This window comes from Rhodoferax sp. GW821-FHT10B06, from assembly GCF_059415605.1.
Genome location: NZ_JBWKNO010000002.1, coordinates 193,761 through 214,666, shown reverse-complemented (window position 1 = coordinate 214,666; position 20,906 = coordinate 193,761). Strand labels below are relative to the sequence as shown.

At 63.0% G+C, this 20,906-nt stretch carries 23 protein-coding genes; 11 read left to right on the top strand and 12 right to left on the bottom strand.

The annotated features are described in order from the left end of the window. Positions 1-323: 323 nt before the first annotated feature. Genes AC07O2_RS03820 through AC07O2_RS03780 form a run of 9 tightly spaced genes read right to left on the bottom strand, consistent with a single transcriptional unit; the run spans position 324 to position 8,153 of the window. Complete coding sequence (locus tag AC07O2_RS03820) at positions 324-1,202, bottom strand: Pnap_2097 family protein (RefSeq protein ID WP_495074413.1); 879 nt, start codon at positions 1,200-1,202, stop codon at positions 324-326. Beyond that, positions 1,199-2,473, bottom strand: coding sequence for an MSMEG_0569 family flavin-dependent oxidoreductase (locus AC07O2_RS03815; protein WP_495074412.1), 1,275 nt, complete (start codon positions 2,471-2,473; stop codon positions 1,199-1,201). The genes AC07O2_RS03820 and AC07O2_RS03815 overlap by 4 nt, the downstream gene beginning before the upstream one ends. Before the next feature lie 23 nt (positions 2,474-2,496). Continuing rightward, complete coding sequence (locus AC07O2_RS03810; protein ID WP_495074411.1) at positions 2,497-2,784, bottom strand: MSMEG_0570 family nitrogen starvation response protein; 288 nt, start codon at positions 2,782-2,784, stop codon at positions 2,497-2,499. Between the two features lie 23 nt (positions 2,785-2,807). Then, positions 2,808-4,022, bottom strand: coding sequence for an MSMEG_0565 family glycosyltransferase (locus tag AC07O2_RS03805; protein WP_495074410.1), 1,215 nt, complete (start codon positions 4,020-4,022; stop codon positions 2,808-2,810). Next, entirely contained in the window at positions 4,015-4,989 is a 975-nt protein-coding gene (locus AC07O2_RS03800) for a sll0787 family AIR synthase-like protein (protein ID WP_495074409.1), read from the bottom strand. The genes AC07O2_RS03805 and AC07O2_RS03800 overlap by 8 nt, the downstream gene beginning before the upstream one ends. Beyond that, entirely contained in the window at positions 4,986-5,543 is a 558-nt protein-coding gene (locus AC07O2_RS03795) for an MSMEG_0567/Sll0786 family nitrogen starvation N-acetyltransferase (RefSeq protein WP_495074408.1), read from the bottom strand. Before AC07O2_RS03795 ends, AC07O2_RS03800 begins: the two co-directional genes overlap by 4 nt. 11 nt (positions 5,544-5,554) lie before the next feature. Continuing rightward, positions 5,555-6,637, bottom strand: coding sequence for an MSMEG_0568 family radical SAM protein (locus tag AC07O2_RS03790; RefSeq protein ID WP_495074719.1), 1,083 nt, complete (start codon positions 6,635-6,637; stop codon positions 5,555-5,557). Next, a complete protein-coding gene (locus tag AC07O2_RS03785; protein ID WP_495074407.1) occupies positions 6,600-7,658 on the bottom strand; it encodes a Nit6803 family nitrilase in 1,059 nt (352 codons plus the stop codon). The genes AC07O2_RS03790 and AC07O2_RS03785 overlap by 38 nt, the downstream gene beginning before the upstream one ends. Before the next feature lie 12 nt (positions 7,659-7,670). Continuing rightward, the gene (locus AC07O2_RS03780) at positions 7,671-8,153 is read right to left on the bottom strand and encodes an MSMEG_0572/Sll0783 family nitrogen starvation response protein (RefSeq protein ID WP_495074406.1); all 483 of its coding nucleotides are present in this window, start codon (positions 8,151-8,153) and stop codon (positions 7,671-7,673) included. A gap of 581 nt (positions 8,154-8,734) precedes the next feature. On the opposite strand from AC07O2_RS03780, the gene AC07O2_RS03775 reads away from it, so the two are divergent. After that, positions 8,735-10,126, top strand: coding sequence for an aminotransferase-like domain-containing protein (locus AC07O2_RS03775; protein WP_495074405.1), 1,392 nt, complete (start codon positions 8,735-8,737; stop codon positions 10,124-10,126). A gap of 204 nt (positions 10,127-10,330) precedes the next feature. On the opposite strand, the gene AC07O2_RS03770 is transcribed toward AC07O2_RS03775, so the two are convergent. After that, positions 10,331-11,881, bottom strand: a complete 1,551-nt coding sequence (locus AC07O2_RS03770) for a sensor histidine kinase (protein ID WP_495074404.1) — start codon at positions 11,879-11,881, stop codon at positions 10,331-10,333. Here AC07O2_RS03770 and AC07O2_RS03765 point away from each other — a divergent pair. From AC07O2_RS03765 to AC07O2_RS03740, 6 genes are all read left to right on the top strand, one after another. Then, on the top strand, positions 11,880-12,854 hold the full coding sequence (locus AC07O2_RS03765) for a substrate-binding periplasmic protein (RefSeq protein ID WP_495074403.1): 975 nt from the start codon (positions 11,880-11,882) through the stop codon (positions 12,852-12,854). The two genes, AC07O2_RS03770 and AC07O2_RS03765, sit on opposite strands and share 2 nt — an antisense overlap. Before the next feature lie 172 nt (positions 12,855-13,026). Then, positions 13,027-13,701: a substrate-binding periplasmic protein gene (locus AC07O2_RS03760; RefSeq protein WP_495074402.1), complete on the top strand. Its 675-nt coding sequence runs from the start codon at positions 13,027-13,029 to the stop codon at positions 13,699-13,701. A 179-nt stretch (positions 13,702-13,880) separates the two neighbouring features. Continuing rightward, positions 13,881-14,150, top strand: a complete 270-nt coding sequence (locus AC07O2_RS03755) for a MoaD/ThiS family protein (RefSeq protein WP_495074401.1) — start codon at positions 13,881-13,883, stop codon at positions 14,148-14,150. A 21-nt stretch (positions 14,151-14,171) separates the two neighbouring features. After that, a complete protein-coding gene (locus tag AC07O2_RS03750; protein WP_495074400.1) occupies positions 14,172-15,269 on the top strand; it encodes a WD40/YVTN/BNR-like repeat-containing protein in 1,098 nt (365 codons plus the stop codon). Between the two features lie 130 nt (positions 15,270-15,399). Continuing rightward, positions 15,400-15,843: a cyanase gene (gene cynS, locus AC07O2_RS03745; RefSeq protein WP_495074718.1), complete on the top strand. Its 444-nt coding sequence runs from the start codon at positions 15,400-15,402 to the stop codon at positions 15,841-15,843. Between the two features lie 65 nt (positions 15,844-15,908). Then, positions 15,909-16,346 carry a ribonuclease HI family protein gene (locus AC07O2_RS03740; RefSeq protein ID WP_495074399.1) on the top strand — a complete coding sequence of 146 codons (438 nt, stop codon included), beginning with the start codon at positions 15,909-15,911 and terminating at the stop codon, positions 16,344-16,346. A gap of 22 nt (positions 16,347-16,368) precedes the next feature. On the opposite strand, the gene AC07O2_RS03735 is transcribed toward AC07O2_RS03740, so the two are convergent. Both AC07O2_RS03735 and AC07O2_RS03730 read right to left on the bottom strand, forming a co-directional pair. Then, positions 16,369-17,304 (bottom strand): AraC family transcriptional regulator, encoded by a 936-nt coding sequence (locus AC07O2_RS03735; RefSeq protein ID WP_495074398.1) that lies wholly within the window; start codon positions 17,302-17,304, stop codon positions 16,369-16,371. Between the two features lie 50 nt (positions 17,305-17,354). Further along, positions 17,355-18,395: an aldo/keto reductase gene (locus AC07O2_RS03730; RefSeq protein ID WP_495074397.1), complete on the bottom strand. Its 1,041-nt coding sequence runs from the start codon at positions 18,393-18,395 to the stop codon at positions 17,355-17,357. Positions 18,396-18,591: 196 nt separating this feature from the next. On the opposite strand from AC07O2_RS03730, the gene AC07O2_RS03725 reads away from it, so the two are divergent. The 4 genes from AC07O2_RS03725 to AC07O2_RS03710 all read left to right on the top strand — a co-directional run bounded on the left by AC07O2_RS03725 (position 18,592) and on the right by AC07O2_RS03710 (position 20,719). Beyond that, positions 18,592-18,984 carry a DUF1801 domain-containing protein gene (locus AC07O2_RS03725; RefSeq protein WP_495074396.1) on the top strand — a complete coding sequence of 131 codons (393 nt, stop codon included), beginning with the start codon at positions 18,592-18,594 and terminating at the stop codon, positions 18,982-18,984. A gap of 21 nt (positions 18,985-19,005) precedes the next feature. Beyond that, on the top strand, positions 19,006-19,824 hold the full coding sequence (locus tag AC07O2_RS03720) for a class II glutamine amidotransferase (RefSeq protein ID WP_495074395.1): 819 nt from the start codon (positions 19,006-19,008) through the stop codon (positions 19,822-19,824). A 75-nt stretch (positions 19,825-19,899) separates the two neighbouring features. Next, positions 19,900-20,142, top strand: a complete 243-nt coding sequence (locus AC07O2_RS03715) for a DUF2789 domain-containing protein (protein ID WP_495074394.1) — start codon at positions 19,900-19,902, stop codon at positions 20,140-20,142. Positions 20,143-20,308: 166 nt separating this feature from the next. Continuing rightward, positions 20,309-20,719: a YchJ family protein gene (locus tag AC07O2_RS03710; RefSeq protein WP_495074393.1), complete on the top strand. Its 411-nt coding sequence runs from the start codon at positions 20,309-20,311 to the stop codon at positions 20,717-20,719. Positions 20,720-20,906 lie beyond the last annotated feature (187 nt).

Here is a 20,906-nt window from a genome sequence, read left to right as displayed (position 1 = left end):
ATCCACTCGCCAACGTTTATATCGATGATGTGACAACCGGTAGATCCAATATCCTCTGACCGGGAAGCCCCACGCCTGGCCGGTGAGGATGGGATTTCGCAAGTCACCTTGGCGTCGCATTTCTCTTGGCCGGTGTACGCAGAAAGGGCCTACTGCCATAAGCCTTTAAGTTTCTGACGTAGTCCTAAATTGATAGCTTGTGGTGTATGTGATATCTGCGCTGGAGTCATATTTTCTTTGTAATCATTTGGCATGGCTGATAGAGTCGTGTTTGCAGATGCCGTCCGGGGCCTGCATGTTTGCACCGCTTAGGGCGTGAGAGTTCACCGACATAGGGGGGCTTGCACTGCATCGGCATACACTGGCGCCAGCTTGCGCGTAACAACCCGTGCAATACAGGTCCCATCCGACCGCCGCTGCAACACACTGTTGTGACATAGCCCACCCTCATCCGCTGCCCGCGGCTGCAGCTGGATGCACACGCTATCCCCCAGATCCAGATTGCCGAAGAACACCAGCTCACGTTCCCGCAGCGCTGCCGGCCGGCCCGGTGGCTGGGTGAGCAGCATCCAGGCCCACTCGGCGCGGTCCACCATGGCCTGGAAGGTGCTGAAGTACAGCAGGTCGGCTCCGTTGAAATCGTTGTTGGGGCAGGGGGTGAAGTTCAGCGTGTAGGCGGGCTCATTTGCAAGCGTGGGTTCCATGGCCCGGTGCGCATGGCCCCGCTGCACGAAGGCTTCGGCGGCGGCCCATAGTTCGGGGTCTGGCGCGCACCTGCCTGCATCGGCCATGGCGGCGCGCACCACGCTGCGGTTGCTGCCCGATTGGGCACGGCGCACAAACACGGACAGCATTTCCACCCGTGCTGCAGTTTGACCCTGCGCATGTAGCACATGGCGGCTGTAATGCTGGGCTCGGCCCACGGCCAAGCATTGGCTGGCGATGGTGAATACATCGTTCTCACCGATCTGCTCCAGCTTTCCACCTGTGATACGCACCAGGGTGAAGGCGGCGTAGACCTTGTGGCCCTGCGTATTGCGGAACTCCGGCCGCGGCAGGCCCTGGGCTTGGGCGATACCCTGCCAATGGCGGTCGCCGCATTCTTTGAGCAGCCAGTTTTCCGACAGTCCGTTGGCGTTCAGCTGCGGCATGCCGGCGGTATAGCGCCCGACCTGCGGTGCTGTAGATGCATGGACGGTCATGAGAGTAGTTCGGCCATTTCGGGTGTGTGGTGCGGCTCGGCGGTGCGCGCTTCGATCTGCTCCGCCAGGTACAGCGCATCGCGCGCCACACCTGAAAAGCGGCCCGAACCCCAGGTGTGCAGCCAGGGCAAGCCCAGAAAGTACAGCCCAGCCTGGGCCGTGACGCCACGCATATGGCCGGGCTGGCCACGGCCGTTGAACACCGGCAGGTCCAGCCAGCCAAAGTCCGGCTGGAAGCCTATGCACCAGATGACCGAGCGGATGCCGGCCTCGCGCAGGTTCAGCGCCGGGCGTTCTTTGCTGGGGTGCCATGGGGCGGTGTAGACCTCGCCGGGCGGCGCGCTGATGCCGGCCTTGGCGATGAATTTGTCGATGCTGGCGTTGATGCCGTTGTAGATGCGGTCGGCGTGGTCCAGGTTCTCGGCCAGGTTGGACTCGAATTGCAGGGTCTCACCGTCCAGTCCGGTCAGCAGGCCATACAGCTCCATGCCCTCAGAAGCGAATTTGCGCAGGTCGATATCGCGCCCCCCGTCGCGGCCGGTGACGTAGTGGTTAGTGTTGTCGCGCACGCCCTCGCGCAGCGGGTGCTCGTGTACCGGCATGTCGTAGTAGCCCATGTCGGCCAGCCAGTCCACCACGTCCTTGCCCCGGTAGAAGCGCGCGCAGCGCGGGGCGTTGCCGGTGGCCAGCACCACCTTGCGGCCGGCCAGGTGCAGGTCTTCGGCAATCTGCGCACCCGACTGGCCGCAGCCCACCACCAGTACCGCACCCTCGGGCAGGGCCTGCGGATTGCGGTACTGCTCGGAATGCAGCTGCAGTATGTCGGCCGGCAGGCGCTCGGCCATGCGCGGGATGATGGGCTGGTGGTAGCCGCCCGAGGCCACCACCACCTGGTCGGCGGTGTAGCTGCCGGCCGAAGTTTGTACCTCAAAGCCCTGCGAGCCGCGTCGGCTGACGCGCTGCACTGCCACGCCTTCGCGCAGCGGCGCGTTGACGTGTTTTTTGAAGCCCTCCAGATAGGCCAGGATTTCCTGCTTCTTCATGAAGCCATGCGGGTCCGGGCCGGCATAGGGCCAGCCGGGCAGGGCGCATTGCCAGTTGGGCGTGACCAGGCTGAAGGCGTCCCAGCGCTGGTTGCGCCAGGCGTGCATGGGGGTCTGCTTCTCGATCACCAGGTGGTCAATGCTGCGCTGCTGCAGGTAGTAGCTGAGCGACAGACCGGCCTGGCCGCCGCCGACGATGACGACGCTGTGGTGGGGTGTTTGGGACATGGAGTTTCCTTTGGATTTGGGGGTTATTCGTGGAAGGCCAGCACTTCGACCTCTGCGTCTGGCGTGGCTTCAAAGCGGGCTGCGGTTTGCTCCAGCTGGGCCAGTTGGTCCATGGCGGAGGAGCAGCTGAAGCCAAACTTGGCGCGTACCCGCTCGGAGGCAATGTTCAGCGCCTCGCGCACCTGTGCCATGAACTGCGGCAGCGGGTAGCGCCTGCCGGGCTGGAAGTAGTCCTTGATGACCAGCGACGGTGAATAGCAGTGGCTTTGCGTGGCGTCAGGCCAGCGGATATCGAAATGCATGGCGGGCATGGGGGTAGGGCTCCAGGTCGGGGTTAAACAGAAAATGCGGCCGCCGTGGCATCGCGGGCCAGGGCCAGGTGGGCGCGGTACAGGTCGGCATGGCGTGCGGCGCTGGCCGCCCAGCTAAAGCGCAGGCAGACCGGAGGGGTGCGGGCCAGCTTGTGCCGCCACTGCGGTGCGAGCGCGGCTTGCATGGCCTGGGCAATGGACGGGGCGGACATGGGGTCGGCCCAGCAACAGTCGGCGTCCGCCAGGTATTCGGTGAATGGCGCCTGGCGCGACACCACCACAGGTGTGCCGCTGGCCAGTGCCTCCAACACCACCAAGCCAAAGCCTTCGCGCAGCGATGGCATCGCCAGCGCATCGGCGCGGCGAAACAGCGCGGGCATGTCGGCATCCGGCAGCGCACCGGTCAGCACCAGCTCGCGGCCCGGTCCAGCCTGCAGGCCATGGCTGGCGGCCAGGGCCTGGAACTCGCGTGCATAGCCGCTGTGGTCCAGCAGGCTGGAGCCGCCTGCCAGCACCAGCTGCGCCTGCGGGTGCTGGGCGCGCAGCAGCACAAAGGCCTGCAGGATGCGCAGCGTGTTCTTGCGTTCTTCCACGCCACCCACGGCCAGCAGCAGCGGTGCGGCCGGGCCGCCGCGCAGGCCCCAGCGGGCGGCCAACGTAGCGTCGGTGGCGTTCGGGTGGGGCGTGTAGCGGTTGCAGTCCACGCCGTTGTGTACCAAGGCGGCGTCCACGCCATGCTCGCGGCGCAGCAGGTCGCACCACAGCTGGCTGACGCACAGCACCTGCTGTGCGGCCAAAAAGCCGCGCTGCTGCCAGGCCACCAGCCTGGCATCGTCAAACTGGTCAAGGTGGTGCACGGTGCGTAAAAATCCGTTCACCAGGCCCTGTGCCTGCAGGTCGGCCAGTGCATTCGCGCCCAGCGGGTCCTGGGCGTGGAAGATGTCGAACTGTTCTGCTTGCAGCAATGGCGCGAGGTGTGCCTTGAAGGCTTCAATACGCGAAGCCACCATATCCACCATGCCACCGGGGGCGAGGGCCACTGGCACCAGCTGCAGTCGGCACGGCAGCGGGCGGAACATGGTTTGGCCGGGCAGGGCGGGCGCGAACACCGTCACCGCGTGGCCGGCCCGGTGCAGCGCATGCGCCAGCTCCAGGGTGTGCACCACGCCGCCGCGCGGCAGCACGGAATGCGTCAGCAGCGCAATCTTCAGCGGCGGTGGCGAGCCGATGTCACGCATGGGCCAGCTCCTGCGGCGGCAGGATGAAGCTTTGCTGCGCCACGTTCCATAGCAGGCAGCGCTCTTCGCCCTGGTGCAGCCAGACCTCGGGCGCGGCGTGCACGGCGCCCACGTCAGCACAGGCAATGCCCCGGGCGTGGAAGCGTGCGCATACCGCCTCGGCCTGTTCGGGCGCTACGCTCAGCACAAAGCCGTAGCTGGGGAAGGACTGCAGCCAGCGCAGCAGCGGCACGCCATCTGGGCGGGGAATGGCGTCTAGATCGATATGCGCGCCCACTCCCGAGCATTCCAGCAGCATCAGTGCTGTGCCTATGGCTCCAGCCATGCTGATGTCTTTGGCTGCGGCGCACAGGCCGTCTTCGGCCAGCAGGGGCAGCAGCTCCAGGTCGGCGCGCAGGCGCTCGGCCGGGGCGCTGCTGGATGCATTCCAATAGGGGTGCGGTTCCTGGTAGGCACCCCGCAGGTCCACCGCCATCAGCAGGCGCTGGCCGGGTAGTGCGTCAAAGCTGGTCAGCAGTTTGCGCGCCCGACCCAGTATGGCCACGGCCAGCTGGCCTTTGTCGCTGCGGTGGTTGGTGTGGCCGCCGACGATGGGCACGCCGTAGCGGCGCGATGCCTCGGCCATGCCGGTCAGTACTAGAGCGCTGTTCTCCTGCCCCTGGCTCCAGATGGCATCGACCACCGCGATGGGGCGGCCACCCATGGCGTAGATGTCGCTCACATTCACCATCACGCCGCAGTAGCCAGCAAACCAGGGCATGGTCTGCACAAAGTCTTCCACAAAGCCTTCAATGGCGAACAGCAAGTAGCCGTCGCCATCAGGTATGGCCGCACAGTCGTCGCCCAGGGCCACGGCGGTTTTGGCCGGCAAGCCCTGGCGCAGCAGGGCCATGGCGTCGCCGATGTCGCGTTTGTGGGCAAAGCCGCGCCCACCGCGCAGTGCTGCTGCCAGTTCGTGCAGCGTCATGCCACTCTCCGGCTGGGCACGGCATAGCCCCACAGTGGGTCGTAGCAGGGTGGATAGTGGGCCAGGTCGGCCTGCATCAGGTCGTGCGGCCGGCCGTGCAGGGTCTCCTGCTGCAGCACCTGCCAGTGCAGGCGTTTGAACAGCGGTGTGTTCTGGCTTTGCACATGGGCCAGAAAGATGCGGCAGCCGCGTGCATGCGCGCTGCTGACGGCCAGGCGTATCAGCGCCGCGCCCAGGCTGCCGTGGCGGCGAAAAGCCGCGTCCACCGCCAGCCGCGAGCCCCACCATAGGCCGGGTTCGCTGCTATGGATGCGCACCGTACCCACCACCTGGTCGGGCATGCCGCCAAGCTGCGACACCGCCACCAGGGTTTGCGCCTGGGTGTCTATGGCATCGGTGTCGTCGTCTACAAACACGGCTTGCTCGGTACAGAACACATCGCGCCGCACACGCCGGGCCTGGGTGATCTCCCAGGCGCTGTCGGCCCACTTCACGCGGAAGGCACGGGGACGGTAGTCTTGCGGCAGATCGCACAGGGGCTCGGTGGTCAGCATGGCGTGGCCTTTCAGGCGGACTCAAAAACGGACAGGGATGAGCAGGCGCCGCATTTGCCGCAGCCGGCCTTGATGTCGGTCGAGCGCAGCCCGGCCTGCGCCACCATGGCGCCCAGCGGCTTGAGCAGGCCCTGCATGAACTCGGCCGATGGCGCGGGGTGGTCTTCCAGCGGCGTGCCGCTGATGGGTACAAAAGGTACGACGAAGGGGTACACGCCCAGCGCCAGCAACTGCGCAGAGATGTCCAGAATCGCCTCTTGGCTATCGCCCAGGCCGGCCAGGATGTAGGTGCTGACCTGGCCCCGGCCGAATACGCGCACCGCCGCCTCAAAGGCCTGCATATAGCGGCTGATCGGCACCTGGGCCTTGCCGGGCATGATCTTCTCGCGCAGCGCGGGTGTGACCACCTCCAGGTGCATGCCCAGCGTGTCGATGCCGGCGTCCTGCATGCGCTGGAACCAGCGGTCATCGTCCGGAGGCTCGCACTGGGCCTGCAGCGGCAAATCGACTGCGGCCTTGATGGCCACGGCGCTGTCGCACAGCACCTGGGCGCCGCGGTCGGTGGCGTTGGGTGTGCCGGTGGTCATCACCATGTGCTTCACGCCGTCCAGCCGCACGGCGGCGGCGGCTACTTCGGCCAGTTGGGCCGGGGTTTTGTGGGCAATGGTGCGGCCTGCCGCCAGCGATTGGCCTATGGCGCAGAACTGGCAGGTCTTTTTGCGGCTGGCGTAGCGTATGCACTCCTGCAGCACGGTGGTGGCCAGCACGTCCGAACCGTGCAGGGTGGCGATGTGCGAGTAGGGCACGCCCTCGGCGGTTTTCAGCGCGTAAAAGCGCGGTGCGGGCGGGAAGGCGATCTGCGCGATGGGGATGCTGCCGCGCGTCAGCGCGCTGCGGCCTTGCGCATCGGGCGCCTGGGCCACAAAGGGCGAGTTCCATGCGCTGGAGGTATGCACGGGCACCATGATGGTGTGGCCGTCCACCACCACCGCCTTGTGGTCAGATGGGCCGGCGCCTCCCTTGCGGCTGGCCACGCCCGCGTGTTCGGCGCTGGGGTCAGCCAGCCGCAACCCGAAGGACTGCAGCTCGGTCATCAGCTGCTTGCTGGCGGGCGATGGGCTCTGGGTGGGCGTGTGCATGGTCGGGACTCCGGGAGGTAAAAGAGGTGGCGGACGTGGCATGCATGGCATGCGTGGGTTCGGCTGGCGTGGCATTGATGGCCAGGCTCAGCAGCTCGGGGCGGGCGTAGTGACCCACCGAATCCATCATGCGTTTGCGCTTGGTGATCAGGGCCATGTCCAGGTCGGCGATCACCATGCCTTCGCCCTCGGTCAGCGGCGGCGCCAGGTGCTTGCCTTCGGGCGAGATGATGGCCGTGTGGCAGCCGCCGCGCAGCGCCTTCTGCAGGCCCGCGTCGGGGGTGATGGACTGGATTTGCGCGTCCGTCAGCCAGCCCGTGGCGTTGATGACAAAGCAGCCGGATTCCAGCGCGTGGTGGCGGATGGTGACTTCCATCTGCTCGGCAAATATCGGCCCCACCAGCGAACCGGGGAACTGCGCGCAGTGGATCTCTTCATGCTGCGCCATCAGGCTGTAGCGGGCCAGCGGGTTGTAGTGTTCCCAGCAGGCCAGGGCGCCAACGCGGCCGACGGCGGTGTCCACCACCTTCAACCCGGCGCCGTCGCCCATGCCCCAGACCATGCGCTCGTGGTAGGTGGGGGTGATCTTGCGCCGCTTGAGTGCCAGGCTGCCATCGGCGTCAAAAATGAGCTGGGTGTTGTACAGGCTGCCGTGGTCGCGCTCGTTCACGCCCACCACCACGACGATGCCGTGGGCCCGGGCCCGCTCGGCCACGGCGGCCGTCACCGGGCCGGGCACCACTACAGCTTGCTCGTACAGCTTGAGGTGGGGTGCGCCCTGCAATACCGGCGGCAGCACGAACGAGAAATAGGGGTAGTAGGGCATGAAGGTCTCTGGGAAGACCATGATCTGCACGCCCTTGGCTGCGGCCTCGTCGATGGCCCCGCACACACGCTCCAGCGTGCCCTCGGGGCGCTCCAGGTCCGGCGCGATCTGCACCGCTGCGGCACGGACGGTACGTGGTGTGGATGCCATCGTCATATGTCCTTACAGCGTCCAGGTGTCCAGAATGACCGCGTTGGCCTTCTTGTGCAGCAGCACAACGTCCAGCACATCCAGCGGGTTGATCGGGCGTATGCCTTCAATTAGCGCGCCTTCGCCATGGCCGTACAGCGCCTGCAGCGCAAAGCGGCAGGCGTAGACCTTGCCGCCCTCGGCCATGAACTTGGTGATCTGGTTGTTGAAGTTCTGGTGGCCAGGGAAGGCCTCGTCGCCCAGTGTGGGGAAGCCGCGCTGCACACCCAGCGTGACGCCGGGGCCATACAGCAGCACCGAGGTCTCAAAACCCTTGCGCAGTAGGCGAGTGGCCTGCAGCAGGTTGACGAAACCGATGGAGCCTTCAAACGCCACGGTGTGGAAGGTGACCAGGGCTTTCTGGCCGGGGTCGGCCTTCACGTCTTCAAAGACTTTTTCTTCGTAATCGACCAGGAAATCGCCTTTGGCGTTTGCGGGCTTGGTGACTTTGGGCATGGAAATACTCCGTTAAAAGCGGGTGGATGAAAGGGAAGCGCCCCCAGCTTTTTGCACGCTCTGTGCCACCGGAAATGCAGTGCCATGCGATCAAGTCGCCATCAACCAGGCCAGGCGCATGCGGGCCGTTCGAAATATTTTTTTCAAGCACCCGGACGGCGGTTTGTGGGTAAAAAAGGCGCACTGCTTTGATGCGATTTCCGTGCAATCAATGCACCCGATAAAGTGGTTTTGTGCACCGCCAGGATGCGCAATCGGCGCTCGTGCCGGGTGCGAAACTTGCGTCATTGATTGCACAAATATGCGATCAATGCATGCGATCAAGTTGAACTAACCAGTCACTAAACCTAGGTCCCTCAGTTGACCGCTTGTCATCCTCAATAGAACCCTATGTCCATGAAATGCTGTCAACTGCAAACACTGCATCTTTTGAATGAACCACGCTACACACCCGATTGCGCCATTGGAGCCACGCCTGGGGTCGTTGCTCCGCCTGGCGGGCATGAGTCCGCTGCGTTGTCGCGCCTACCCAGCCACACCCCCAACGGCACACTCGGGCGTGTCCAACTAAGGAGCCTAGGTTGAGCAAAACCCCTGTCCACTGGATCAAGAAGCTGCAAAAGAGCGACAAGCCTGCCTATCTGTTGATGGCCGACTTGATCGCAGACGATGTGCGCACCGGCCGCCTGGTGGCGCGCGACCGCCTGCCCACGCTGCGCGAGCTGGCCGAAGACCTGGGCCTGAACTACACCACAGTGGCGCGCGGCTACAGCGAGGCGCGCAAGCGCGGCCTGATCGACACACATGCGGGCATGGGTACCTTTATCCGGGGCAGCAGCCCCAGCCTGCCGCTGCGCGGCGGCAGCGCGGCCGAGATGACCATGAACCTGCCGCCCGAACCGCAAGACCCGGCGCTGCTGGCGCATATGCACGACACCGCCGCCGGTGTGATGGCCAGCGCCGACCTGTACGCCTTGCTGCGCTACCAGGACTTTGGCGGCAGCACGCACGACCGGGCCGTGGCCGCTCACTGGCTGCGCCGCCGCCTGCCAGCCTGCCGGGTGGAACAGGTGCTGGTCTGCCCGGGCATTCACAGCGTGCTGACGGCGCTGTTCTCGCAACTGGCCCGCCCCGGTGAACTGGTGTGCGTCGAGGCGCTGACCTACCCGGGCGTGAAGGCGATTGCCGCCCAGTTGGGGATACAGCTGCACGCGCTGCCGTTGGACGACGACGGTCCGAGTGCCGAGGCCTTCGAGCACGCCTGCAAAACCTTGCACCCCAAGGCCCTGTATTGCAACCCGACGCTGCTGAACCCGACCACGGCCACCGTCAGCCGCTCGCGCCGCGAAGCCCTGGCCGATGTGGCGCTGCGCTACGCCATCCCCATCATCGAAGACGATGCCTACGCCATGCTGCCGCTGGACATGCCGGCGACCATGGCCGCGCTGGCCCCGGGCCTGACCTACTACGTTACCGGCTTCGCCAAATGCTTTGGCGCCGGCCTGCGCAGCGCCTATGTGTGTGCACCCGGTGACCGCCAGGCCCAGCGCCTGGCCGGCGCCATGCGCGCTACCACGGTGATGGCGTCACCCTTCACCAATGCGCTGGCCACATTCTGGGTGGAAGACGGCACGGCCGAGGCCATGCTGCAGGCTATACGTGCCGAGTGCACGGTGCGCCAGGCGGTGGCTGAGCGCTACCTGGCGCCCTACGGCATGCTGGGCCATCCGCAGTCCTTTCACCTCTGGCTGCCGGTGAAAGAGGGCTGGAGCCCGGTCGAGTTCGCAGCCCATTTGCGCAGCCAGGGCGTGGGCGTGGTCGCCAGCGCAGCCTTCTCCACCGATGGCGACCCGCCGGATGCCGTGCGCATCTGCCTGGGCGGGCCGACCAGCCTGGACGATTGCGAGCGCGGCATGCACCTGGTGGCCGACACCTTGCTGCACCCGGTGCACCACCACGCTACCAACCTTTGACTTCTTGTAGACGCCTATACCGTCACCCTGGGTGCTATGGATTTATGGAAGAAAGTTAAGTGTCAAATAGTCCACTGGCGCTTATATCTTCTGCGGTAGGTGCTATAAAAAAGATACTTTTTCATCCATCCTCAGCCAGGAACAAGCGCCTGCCGTACAGGGCTTTTTGAGGCTTCTGGCGGGTGGGTGGGTGCCTGCTTTCCGCTAAGCAGGGGCGGGGTCACGGTGCGCCGCCACCCTGGGTATCCTCAGCATGAAGACGGTACCTTGCCCCAGGCTGGATTCCACATCGATGGTTCCGCCGAGGAGGCCTGACAGCAGGCTATACACAATACTCAGCCCCAGGCCAGATCCCCCGGCGCCCATGCGGGTGGTGTAGAAAGGGTCAAAAATCCGGGACACGTTCTCAGGCGCAATACCCGCTCCATCATCCGATACGGTCAAGATGATCTGCTCGTCGGCCTGTGCCGCACTGATGCGCACCGTACCTTTATGGTGTTCAGAGAAAGCATGCAGCACGGCGTTTTCAAACAAGTTGCTGACGATCTGTCCCACCGCGCCTGGATAGCCTTCCATCTCAATGCCTTCGGGCACATCAATCTGCAGTTGTACCGACGCGTATTTGCGAACCACCGATACGGATGCCAGGGTTTCTCGGATCACTTCCTTCAGGTCGAAGCGTCTGCGCCGCAGGCTTGTCTGGTCTACCGCGATCTGCTTGAAATCCTGGATCAGACTGGCCGCCCGGTTGAGGCTGTTGATCGCAATTTCGGCGCCTTGCGCTACCTGCTCCAGGTATTGCTTGAGCTGGGTTTTGGTAAGGCCTTGGTCCATGCTTGCGAGAAACTCCTGGGTCTGCCCAACAATCGTGCTCATCACCAGCAGGCCATTCCCGATGGGTGTGTTCAGCTCGTGGGCTACGCCGGCCACCAGTGAACCCAAGGAGGCCAGCTTCTCGGACTGGATCAGGCGATCTTGCGCCTGCTTCAAATGTTGCAGGGCTTCCTCCAAATGGGTATTGGCCAGGCGTACTTCGGTGGTGCGCAGAAGCACCCGTTCTTCCAGCGCGTCTACCGATTGCGCGAGTGCTATTCGCATGCTGTCGAGCTGTAGGCTTAAAACCCCGAACTCGTCTTGGCGCAGCGCGGGCACGGCCGTGCTGAGGTCACCTGTCGAAATTGAGGCGGCACTGGAGCGCAGCAAGTTCAACGGCCGGTGAACCCGCCGGTTCAACCATATGCTGATGAGCAGCAGAGACGCCACAAATTGACAGCCCACCACAGCCGCCAGCAACCAGGACGAATTGAGTGCCTCGCTTTGGGCTGAATCTGTGGCATAGGCGAGGCTGACTTCGCCCAGCGGGGTACCCTCTTTGTCAATTTGCCTGCTGACTTTGATGGCAGTACTGCTGGGGTTCTGCGGACGATGAAACTCCAACAACATCGCGCCCGTGGCGTCATGCACCTCCACCCAGCTCACTGAGGTATCAGCCAGTACGGCCTGCAGCAAGGGATGTGCGGTATCCAGCGCCACATTCCAGAGAGGCAACACCAGGCCAGCTTGTAAAAGATCGGCAAACTTCTCTGCCTTGGCCCGCGCATCGACGTCGATGGCTTTTTGCCAGTTGAGGGTCAATAAAACCAGAATGGCGATCGCACCCGGAATCACCAAGGCCAACATCAGGACGACGAACAAATCGCGCCGAAGACTGCTGGTGGGCTTGCTGTCTACCACGAGCGGCTGCGCCGGACCCATGTCAACAGCAGCCCCAAGGGCATGTGTTTTTCACAGTGTTTTTAACGGCTGTTGCCGGCTGGTTCGGGCGCATCGGCAAATTGTCGGGCACTCCTACCAGGGGGTCAATTGGACTACTGGTTTATCCTGCCTTGCCAAAACACAAGCCCCCGCGTTCAATGAAAAAGTATCTTCTGCAATATCCTTTGACGGCGCGCAGTTCTACTTGGATGGCTGCATGAATACATACCGGAAGCATTTTTTCTCGCTCGCCATCTTGGCTGCCAGCATGGCAGGCGAGTGCGCCCCTTGGGTGCTGCGTGCTGCGGCCCAAGAGGGGTCAGCTCCAAAATTCATTGTGTCGAATGGCACAGCGACCGGCCATTGCCCCGATATCTTGCATGCGATCGAGCAGGTCGATAAGGACCTGCGTTTCAGCATTGCACCCATCGCCATGCCAATCAAACGGATTGAGAAAGAGATCCAAGCGGGGACTCAGGACATTATGTGCGCCTTGCTTGAGTCTCCGACCCGTAACGAGATTGCCCAGCGAGTTTCCACTCCGGTCTATACCGTGCGTGAACGCCTGGTTGGTTTGCGTGACGATGAACAGGCCATCTTCGGATTTGATGATCTGGCCCGCGTTGGAGGCTTGGTGGCGACCCAGAACGGAGCCAGCTACGCCCAAAAGTTGCGAGAGCACCAGGTCAAGGTCGATGAATCCAGCAGTTCCGTGGCTCTGCACAATATTGTCAGGAAGCGGGTTCGCTATTTCTACATCAATGAACTGACGGCCATCTACTACATCAAGGCCGAAGATCTGGAGGACAAACTTTATCTGTTGCCGGTCATCATGGGACGAACCCAAAGTTATCTGTGGGTCGGGCGGCAGGTAGACCCCGAGGTGTTTCAAAAGCTGGATGCCGCGCTTGCCAAACTCAAGAAAAATGGCACGCTGGACCGCATCTATCGCAGCTACGGCGGTACAAATTGATGGGTTTTCTCTTGCTTGGCAATCGAGTAGCTATCGAAAAACCGAGGTTGTCAAAATGACCAGCTTGTTTTCACATTGCAGTGGGTTTGCACTTTTTTTGCTGTGCCATACCGCTGCCGTAGAGGCCCATTGCAGCAAGCTCATCGTGACCGCCGATCCGGCATATCCACCCATGCATTGGTATGACGGCGAGCACCTTCAGGGTGCCAGCATAGAAATTGCCAAGCGCGTCCTGGACGAATTGAAGATACCTTACGAAGTGCGCTATGTTGGCCCTTTTGCGCGGCTCGTCAAGCTCGCTGAGCGCGGCGAGGTCGACATGGTTGCCACGCTTAAAAAAACACCCGAGCGCGAGCAGTTTCTGCTGTTCACCAAGACGCCCGCTCTGTCCAATCCGGTGGCGGTGTTCCAGTCGCGCGAGCACCCATTTCCCTTCCAAGGTCGGGGTGACCTGATCGGCCGCAAAGGCGGTATCACCCGTGGCAATATGTTTGGTGATGATTTTGATAGTTTTCTCAGCACCAAGCTCAATGTGGAACCCGCAGACAACCCGGAAAGCAATTTCAACAAACTGAAACTGGGGCGCATCGACTATTTCATTACCGGCTACTACGTGGGCATGGCCTACCTGCTCAAACGTGGCGACGAGCAACGCTTTATCCCAACGTCGCCGTATGTGGTGGACACCCCCAACTATCTTGCGCTCACGCAAAAAGGCAATTGCAGCGACAAGCTGGATGCCATCGATGGCAAGCTTGCCCAGCTGGCGAAGTCCGGCGTGATTGACGAACTGGTCAAGCTGAGCTTTGCGCGTTGGAAAGCCCATCCGACGGTGGTTGAGAAATAAGAGCGCCTATGGCGATAGTGCTATTTATTTTGATGAAATTCATAAATGTTGAATAGCCTGCCAGCGCAGGTAATACCTGCGCTGGCAGCTATCAAAAAGATACCAATTTCTTCAAAAAAATCGCGCTGCGGGTAAGCCCCGCGTTGACCAGCCAGTGCGCGCTTCGCACAATCCGGCCCATGGTTACCGTGGAATTCGCTCCCAGCCTGCGCCGGCACATTGACGTGCCGGCCCAGCAGGTCGCCGCCGGCCCGCTGCGCGCCGTGCTAGAGGCGGCGCTACAGGCCGCGCCGGCGCTGGGCCACTACGTGTTTGACGACCAGCGCACGGTGCGCAAGCATGTGGCGGTGTTCGTCAACCAAACCCTGGTGCACGACCGCGTGCGGCTGGACCTGCCCGTGGCAGCTGGCGACAAGGTGCTGGTGGTGCAGGCCCTGTCCGGCGGATGAGCGCCTTTTTTTGAAAGCCCAGTGATGCATACCTTGCTTGTTGGCACCCGCAAAGGCCTGTTTACCGTGCAAGGCACGGGCAAGGCCTGGCAGATACGCGACCACCACTTTGCAGGCGAGCCCGTCAGCCAGGTGCTGGCCGACCCGCGCGACGGCAGCTGGCTGGCCGCGCTGCGTATGGGGCATTTCGGCGTCAAGCTGCGCAAAAGCTTGGACCACGGCGCGCATTGGACCGAGATCGCGGCTCCGGCATTTCCAACCAAACCAGTCACTGGCTCTGACGCGGACGACCCCACGCCCTGGAGCGTGGACACCATCTGGTCCCTGGCTGCGGGTGGCGCCAGCCAGCCCGGAACGCTCTGGGCCGGCTGCCTGCCGGCGGGCTTGTTCCGTTCGGACGATGGCGGCCAGAGCTGGGGGCTGAACCGCCCGCTGTGGGACGAACCGCGCCGCCGCGCGTGGTTTGGCGGTGGCTACGACGTGGCTGGCATCCACTCCATCCTGGTGGACCCGCGCGATGCGCGGCACATAAGCCTGGGCATTTCCTGCGGCGGGGTCTGGCAAAGCCGTGACGGCGGCGCCAGCTGGAGCCTGACGGCCGACGGGATGCGCGCACCCTATATGCCCGAGGGCAGCCAGGAAGACGGCAACACGCAGGACCCGCACCGTATGGTGCAGTGCGCCAGCGCACCCGACGTGCTGTGGGTGCAGCACCATGGCGGCATTTACCGCTCGACCGACGGCGGCCAGCAGTGGCAGGCCATCGCAGCGCCCGCACCCTCGGGCTTTGGCTTTGCCGTGGCCTGCGACCCGGGCAATTCGCAACGCGCCTGGTTTGTGCCCGCTCAGGGCGACTACTGCCGCATACCGGTGGATGGCCGCGTGGTCGTGACCCGAACCGACGACGGTGGCCAGAGCTTTCAAACCTTTGACCAGGGCCTGCCAGGCGCACATGCCTACCACCTGGTGTACCGCCACGGCCTGGACGTCAGCGCCGACGGCCAAACCTTGGCCATGGCGTCCACCACCGGCGGCCTGTGGCTGAGTGCGGACGCGGGGGAGAGCTGGCAGTGTGTGTCGAACGATTTGCCGCCGGTGGCCGTGGTGAGGTTTGCGTAGGTCTTGTTTTTGCTTGCAGTGTGCTTGCTATGGATTTGCAAGCGAAATTCATAGATGAAAACCGCTGCTGGCGCAGAAGATATCTGCGCTGGCTGCTATCAAAATGGATGCAAATTCTCAAAAGGACGCCATGAACCGCAACGACATCACAGAGAAGATCATCACCGTCAAGGTCGCCAAAGGCATCCAGTGGGCCGCCGTGGCGAAGAAGGTGGGGCAGTCCAAGGAATGGACGACAGCAGCCTGCCTGGGCCAGATGACCTGCACGCCCGAGCAGGCCAAGGTGATAGGCAAGATCTTCGGCCTGAACAGCGAAGAACAAAAGTGGCTGCAGGTGGTGCCGTACAAGGGCTCGCTACCCACGCCCGTGCCCACCGACCCGCTGATCTACCGCTGGTACGAGATCGTCAGCGTCTACGGCACGACGATCAAGGAGCTGATCCACGAAGAGTTTGGCGACGGCATCATGAGCGCCATCGATTTCAGCATGGACATCACCCGCGAGCCTGACCCGAAAGGCGACCGGGTGAAGGTGGTGCTGTCGGGCAAGTTCCTGCCGTACAAGACTTATTGAGGCCTATTGAGGCCGGGAAGCGGTGCTGCATCCTGCAGAATGCGGCACTACTCTGAAAACGGCTTATGGACCCCTGGATTGTTTACTGTGATGGCAGCGCCGTGCCCAACCCCGGCCGCATCGGCCTGGGCGCCGTGATGGTCGCACCCGATGGCACGCGCCACACCCTGTCCCAAGCGGCGCACACCCATGGCTGCAACAACGAAGCCGAGCTGCGCGCGCTGATGGCGGCGCTGCAGGCGCTGCAAGCCTTTGGCGCCCACGCGCTGCGTATCCATTGCGACAACAGCGTGGTGGTAGAGCAAATCTGCAGCCCCCAGGCCAAACCTATCGTGCGCCTGGCCGCCTTGTTTGACGCGGCGCGGGCGCTGTTCCTGTCGTTCGAACAGGCCGAGCTGCTGTGGATACCGCAGCACCGCAACGCCGAGGCGGATGCCTTGGCCCGGGCTGCATTGGGAATCACGGCGCCGCGCGTGGTCAAGACGGCGAAGAAGCGACGCTAGCAGCGGCATCAAACGATGGCCGCTACGTGCCGTCCGTGTTGAATCTCCCCGCAACTTGTTTGCGGAATTGGGTCGGTGTCATGCCCTTGACTTCCAGAAAGCGGCGGTTGAAGTTGGCCACGTTGTTGAAGCCAACGGCATAGCACACGCTGGATACATAGCTGTCGCGTTCCATCAGCAACTGGCAGGCTCGGTTGACGCGCAGGCGGTTCACAAAGTTGGTGAAGGTCAGGCCCGTGGCCTTGCTGAAGAAGCGCGAGAAAGCACTTTCGCTCATGCCAACCAGGCCGCTGACTTCACCTACCGACAGCGCCTGGGCGTAATGCTCGTTTACATGCGAAATCACTTTGTTGACCACCGAGAGCGTGTCGTCCGAGCCGTTGAACGTCACATGGTCGGACGACAGCAGCCGGTAATCCTGGCAGCGGTTCAGCAGGCACAGCAGGCTCGCGAATTCGGCAAAGCGCTCCAGGCCGTGGCTTTGCTTGATGCGGTAGAAGCGCTCGCGCACTGCCTCGCTCAGCCCGAAGAATTCAATGCCATGAAGGGCCCGTTCCAGCAAGGGCAGGGTTTCTTCGAGTTCGCTGATGGCGCGCATGCCGTCGCGCAGCGGCGCCTCGCGGAACTGGATCACCAGGCTGCGCACCGCCAGGCCATCGGGCGGCAGATCCGTCGAAACCCAGTTGTGTGGCACGCGCGGACCGGTCAGCACCAGGTGGCCAGGCTCGAAGAAGCCGACGTAATCGCCCACAAAGGCCTGGCCGTGTGCGCCCACGATCAGTTGCAGCTCGTATTCGTCATGGCAGTGCCAGCGCTCCAGCGGGGTGGGGCTGCCGTGCTCGACGCAGCGCACAAACTCCTTGCCAATGTCCGCCTCGTAGCCCAGACGCGGATCGCGCAGCAGATCGTGCTCGACCTCGGGCGATAGGTTTCTACGGGTAGACAGGACTTGTTTCATCGCGGACGGACAGGGGCCTGAAGGGCTGTTGCAGAGGTGTGCTCTTTTCTTTATACGGCACGGGTGGGTGCATCGGCACGCACCAGGCCCGCGGCCTTCAGCTCATCCCATAGCGCGACTGGTATCGGCAAAGTCATCCAGCGCGCGTTCTGCTCGGCCTCGGCGCGGGACTTGGCCCCGGGGATCACCGTGGCTACCGATGGATGGCCCAGCACGAACTGCAGTGCCGCAGCGGCCAGCGGCACCTGGTGGGCGGCGCAGATTTGTTCAATCTTGGCGACCTTGGACTTGATCTCGGCGGTGGCTGGCAGGTAGTTGTAGCGTGCATCGGGAGTCGCGCCGGTCACCAGAATGCCGGAGTTGAACGGCGCCCCAAGGATCACCGAGACGCCTTCCTTCACGCAGCGTGGCAGGAAGCTATCCAGCGCGCCCTGTTCCAGCAGGGTGTAGCGCCCGGCCAGCAGAAAGCAGTCGAATGGGCCCAGGTCCATCAGGTCTTCGCAGGCTTCGAACTGGTTCACGCCGGCGCCATATCCACCGATTACACCGGCGCTTTTCAGCTCCTGCAAGGCCTTCAGCGCGCCGGTTTCCACGGTCTTCAGCGCGGTACGGTAGTTCTCGCCCTGCGACCACTCGTCGCAGTCGTGGATCAGAAGCAGGTCGATGCGGTTCATGCCCAGGCGCTGCAGCGAGTCCTCGAACGAGCGCATCGTGGCGCTGTAGGAGAAGTCAAACTGCGGCGCGAACGGCAACTCGTCCACAAAGATGCCGCCCTCGGACGGCTTGAGCTTGGCCGGCGGCACGCGGCCATGCGGCTTCAACAGCCGGCCAACCTTGCTGGACAGCACGATGGATTCACGCGGCAGCGCCCGCAGTGCGTCGCCCAGGCGACGCTCCGACAGGCCGTGGCCATACAAAGGCGCGGTGTCGAAGTAGTTGACGCCGGATTGCTGGGCCGCCAGCACCGTGTCTTTTGCCACATCGTCGGGTACGGCGGCATAGAGGTTGCCCAGCACATTGCCGCCGAAGCCGAGGGTGGTGATATGAACGTCGGTATTGCCGACTTTGCGTTGTTGCATGGCGATGGTCATGGTGTGAGTCGTGAGAATGAGGCAGGCGAGTGCACCAACGATAAATAAAAACAGGGCCGCGCCCGGTACGCATCTGCGCGATGCTGGTACGTATCTGCCGTCGTCGGTGCAGGAATACCCCAGCTTGAAATAGCCCACCCAGGACGAGACGGTACGATGTCAGGCATCGGCAAGATGCCGGCATGCGAGGACGGACATGGCAAAGAACCTGGCGAACCCAGGCGAATCCGCCGCTGAGTTGATAGACGCGCGGATCGCGGCACTGGACGGCTGGCGCGGCCAGATGCTCGCGCACATGCGTGCGCTGATCCTGCAGGCCGCCCCTGGCGTGGTGGAGGAATGGAAGTGGAGCGTTCCGGTCTGGTCCCTCGCCGGCATCATCTGCACTGGCGAGGCCTACAAGAGCGTAGTAAAGCTGACTTTTCCCAAGGGCGCGTCGCTGCCAGACCCTGCTGGTCTGTTCAATTCCAGCCTGGACGGCAAGGTCCGGCGGGCCATCGATTTGCACGAGGGTGACGCCATCGACGCAGAGGCCTTCAAGGCGCTGGTGCGCGCAGCTGCGGCGCTGAACCAGGCCCAGGTCCGGTAGCCGCCCTCCGAGCCTGCAGCCATGTGCGAACTACTAGCCTTGTCCACCTCCGAGCCGGCGCAGCTGACGTTTTCATTGAAGACGCTGGCCTCGCGCGGCAGCGCCACGGGCGGCGTGCACGATGGCTGGGGCGTGGCCTTCTACCAAGGTGTGGATGTGGCGCTGTTCCGCGAGCCGCTGGCCGCGGGGGATAGCGCACTGGTGCGTTACCTGGAAACTCAAGGGCCCTGCACCTACCTGGGTATCTCGCATATCCGCCACGCCACCCAGGGCAGTGTGGCATTCGTCAATACCCAACCGTTTGTGCGCGAGCTGGGTGGGCGCACCCACAGTTTTGCCCACAACGGAACCTTACGCCAGCTGGAAAGTGGCACCATGTTTCCGCTGGCTGGGCACCACCCGGTGGGCCAGACAGATTCGGAATACGCGTTTTGCGCGCTCATGGCACGCATGCAAAATCTGTGGGCCGCTGGCAGCGTGCCCAGCCTGGAGGCGCGCATGGCGCTGCTCACGGAGTTTGCGGCCGATCTGCGCAGGCTGGGGACGGCCAATTTCATGTATTCGGACGGCGATGCCCTGTTTGCCCATGCCCACCGGCGTATCCATGATGGCGCTGATACCGCAGACCCCCCCGGTTTATGGATGCTGCAGCGCCACCGCATACCGGCCGAACCTTCCACCACGCACGAGCATGGTGTCGCCATCGACGCAACAGAGCACAGCGCCTTGCTGATTGCCAGCGTGGCGTTGACCGACGAGGCCTGGCGCCCATTGGAGGAGGGCGAGCTGGTGGCGGTGCGCGAGGGCATTTTGCTGGCGACGCAGCAGGGCATGCGGTAACGCGCCAGCGCGGGCGGTGCTGTAGTTGTCCAGGCAGGTATCGCCGGACGGCTGTAAATGCGTTAAGGTAAGCATATGGAAATATCTACACACCAGTTTCATGGGCTTTTTGCACAGCTGGGACTTCCCTCGGACCCGCAGGGCATTGCCAATTTCATCGCCACGCATAGCCCCTTGGCCAGCCATATTGCTTTGCCGGATGCGCCGTTTTGGTCAGCAGCCCAGGCCACGTTTCTGCGCGAAGCCTTGTTGCAGGACTCCGATTGGGCCGAGCTGGCCGATCAACTGAGCGAAGCCCTGCGGGCGCCGGGCGCCTGAGTCACCAAAAACGCACAAGAAATAGGCCGCTAGCCTATATGCTGCCTGCGTGGGCAGCAATCATATTTATAGCGTTTTGGTGACACACTTTGCATATGCTCCGGCAAACTCGCCGGAACCCGGCTTGGTTTAGCGTGCCGGTAGTCAGCATTGAAAATACAACCCCATGAAGAAGAATTTGCATCCTGCCCATGCGCCGTGCCCCTGCGACAGCGGCAAACCTTACGCTGAATGCTGTGCGCCTTGGCACAAGGGCATGGCAACCGGCGACTACGCGCCCACGGCGGAGGCGCTGATGCGCTCGCGCTACAGCGGTTACGTGCTGGGTTTGCTGGAATATTTGCTGTTTACCTGGCATCCGTCCACCGCACCGGGCGATTTGGAGCTGGCCCCCGTCAAATGGCTGGGGCTGGAGGTGCGCCATGCGATGGAGTCTGGCGACGCTGGCGTGGTGGAGTTCGTGGCCCGTTGCCGCGACAACGGCCGAGCCCAACGCATGCATGAAACCAGCCGCTTTGTGCGCGAAGACGGGCGGTGGTACTACATCGACGGGCAAATGCACGGGCCGGCAGACTAGCGCGGGCAGATTTCCGGGTATTTGCTATGCTATTGATAGCGTTTGACGCACGCAGCATTTGCGCTACACCTCGATTTTTTCCAAACTTACAAGGCGTACAAAAGTCGCCAATGTGACAAAAAAGCGGCTTTCCTGACTTCGCCGCTAAGATGATAGGCAGATGGCGGCAATCTGGCACGGTGGATGC

Excerpts from the sequence above, each read along its gene's own strand:
- AC07O2_RS03820 (WP_495074413.1), bottom strand. The coding sequence starts at position 1,202 with ATGACCGTCCATGCATCTACAGCACCGCAGGTCGGGCGCTATACCGCC.
- AC07O2_RS03815 (WP_495074412.1), bottom strand. The coding sequence starts at position 2,473 with ATGTCCCAAACACCCCACCACAGCGTCGTCATCGTCGGCGGCGGCCAG.
- AC07O2_RS03810 (WP_495074411.1), bottom strand. The coding sequence starts at position 2,784 with ATGCCCGCCATGCATTTCGATATCCGCTGGCCTGACGCCACGCAAAGC.
- AC07O2_RS03805 (WP_495074410.1), bottom strand. The coding sequence starts at position 4,022 with ATGCGTGACATCGGCTCGCCACCGCCGCTGAAGATTGCGCTGCTGACG.
- AC07O2_RS03800 (WP_495074409.1), bottom strand. The coding sequence starts at position 4,989 with ATGACGCTGCACGAACTGGCAGCAGCACTGCGCGGTGGGCGCGGCTTT.
- AC07O2_RS03795 (WP_495074408.1), bottom strand. The coding sequence starts at position 5,543 with ATGCTGACCACCGAGCCCCTGTGCGATCTGCCGCAAGACTACCGTCCC.
- AC07O2_RS03790 (WP_495074719.1), bottom strand. The coding sequence starts at position 6,637 with ATGACCGAGCTGCAGTCCTTCGGGTTGCGGCTGGCTGACCCCAGCGCC.
- AC07O2_RS03785 (WP_495074407.1), bottom strand. The coding sequence starts at position 7,658 with ATGGCATCCACACCACGTACCGTCCGTGCCGCAGCGGTGCAGATCGCG.
- AC07O2_RS03780 (WP_495074406.1), bottom strand. The coding sequence starts at position 8,153 with ATGCCCAAAGTCACCAAGCCCGCAAACGCCAAAGGCGATTTCCTGGTC.
- AC07O2_RS03765 (WP_495074403.1), top strand. The coding sequence starts at position 11,880 with ATGTCAACAGCAGCCCCAAGGGCATGTGTTTTTCACAGTGTTTTTAAC.
- AC07O2_RS03770 (WP_495074404.1), bottom strand. The coding sequence starts at position 11,881 with ATGGGTCCGGCGCAGCCGCTCGTGGTAGACAGCAAGCCCACCAGCAGT.
- AC07O2_RS03760 (WP_495074402.1), top strand. The coding sequence starts at position 13,027 with ATGCATTGGTATGACGGCGAGCACCTTCAGGGTGCCAGCATAGAAATT.
- AC07O2_RS03755 (WP_495074401.1), top strand. The coding sequence starts at position 13,881 with ATGGTTACCGTGGAATTCGCTCCCAGCCTGCGCCGGCACATTGACGTG.
- cynS (WP_495074718.1), top strand. The coding sequence starts at position 15,400 with ATGAACCGCAACGACATCACAGAGAAGATCATCACCGTCAAGGTCGCC.
- AC07O2_RS03740 (WP_495074399.1), top strand. The coding sequence starts at position 15,909 with ATGGACCCCTGGATTGTTTACTGTGATGGCAGCGCCGTGCCCAACCCC.
- AC07O2_RS03735 (WP_495074398.1), bottom strand. The coding sequence starts at position 17,304 with ATGAAACAAGTCCTGTCTACCCGTAGAAACCTATCGCCCGAGGTCGAG.
- AC07O2_RS03730 (WP_495074397.1), bottom strand. The coding sequence starts at position 18,395 with ATGACCATCGCCATGCAACAACGCAAAGTCGGCAATACCGACGTTCAT.
- AC07O2_RS03725 (WP_495074396.1), top strand. The coding sequence starts at position 18,592 with ATGGCAAAGAACCTGGCGAACCCAGGCGAATCCGCCGCTGAGTTGATA.
- AC07O2_RS03720 (WP_495074395.1), top strand. The coding sequence starts at position 19,006 with ATGTGCGAACTACTAGCCTTGTCCACCTCCGAGCCGGCGCAGCTGACG.
- AC07O2_RS03715 (WP_495074394.1), top strand. The coding sequence starts at position 19,900 with ATGGAAATATCTACACACCAGTTTCATGGGCTTTTTGCACAGCTGGGA.
- AC07O2_RS03710 (WP_495074393.1), top strand. The coding sequence starts at position 20,309 with ATGAAGAAGAATTTGCATCCTGCCCATGCGCCGTGCCCCTGCGACAGC.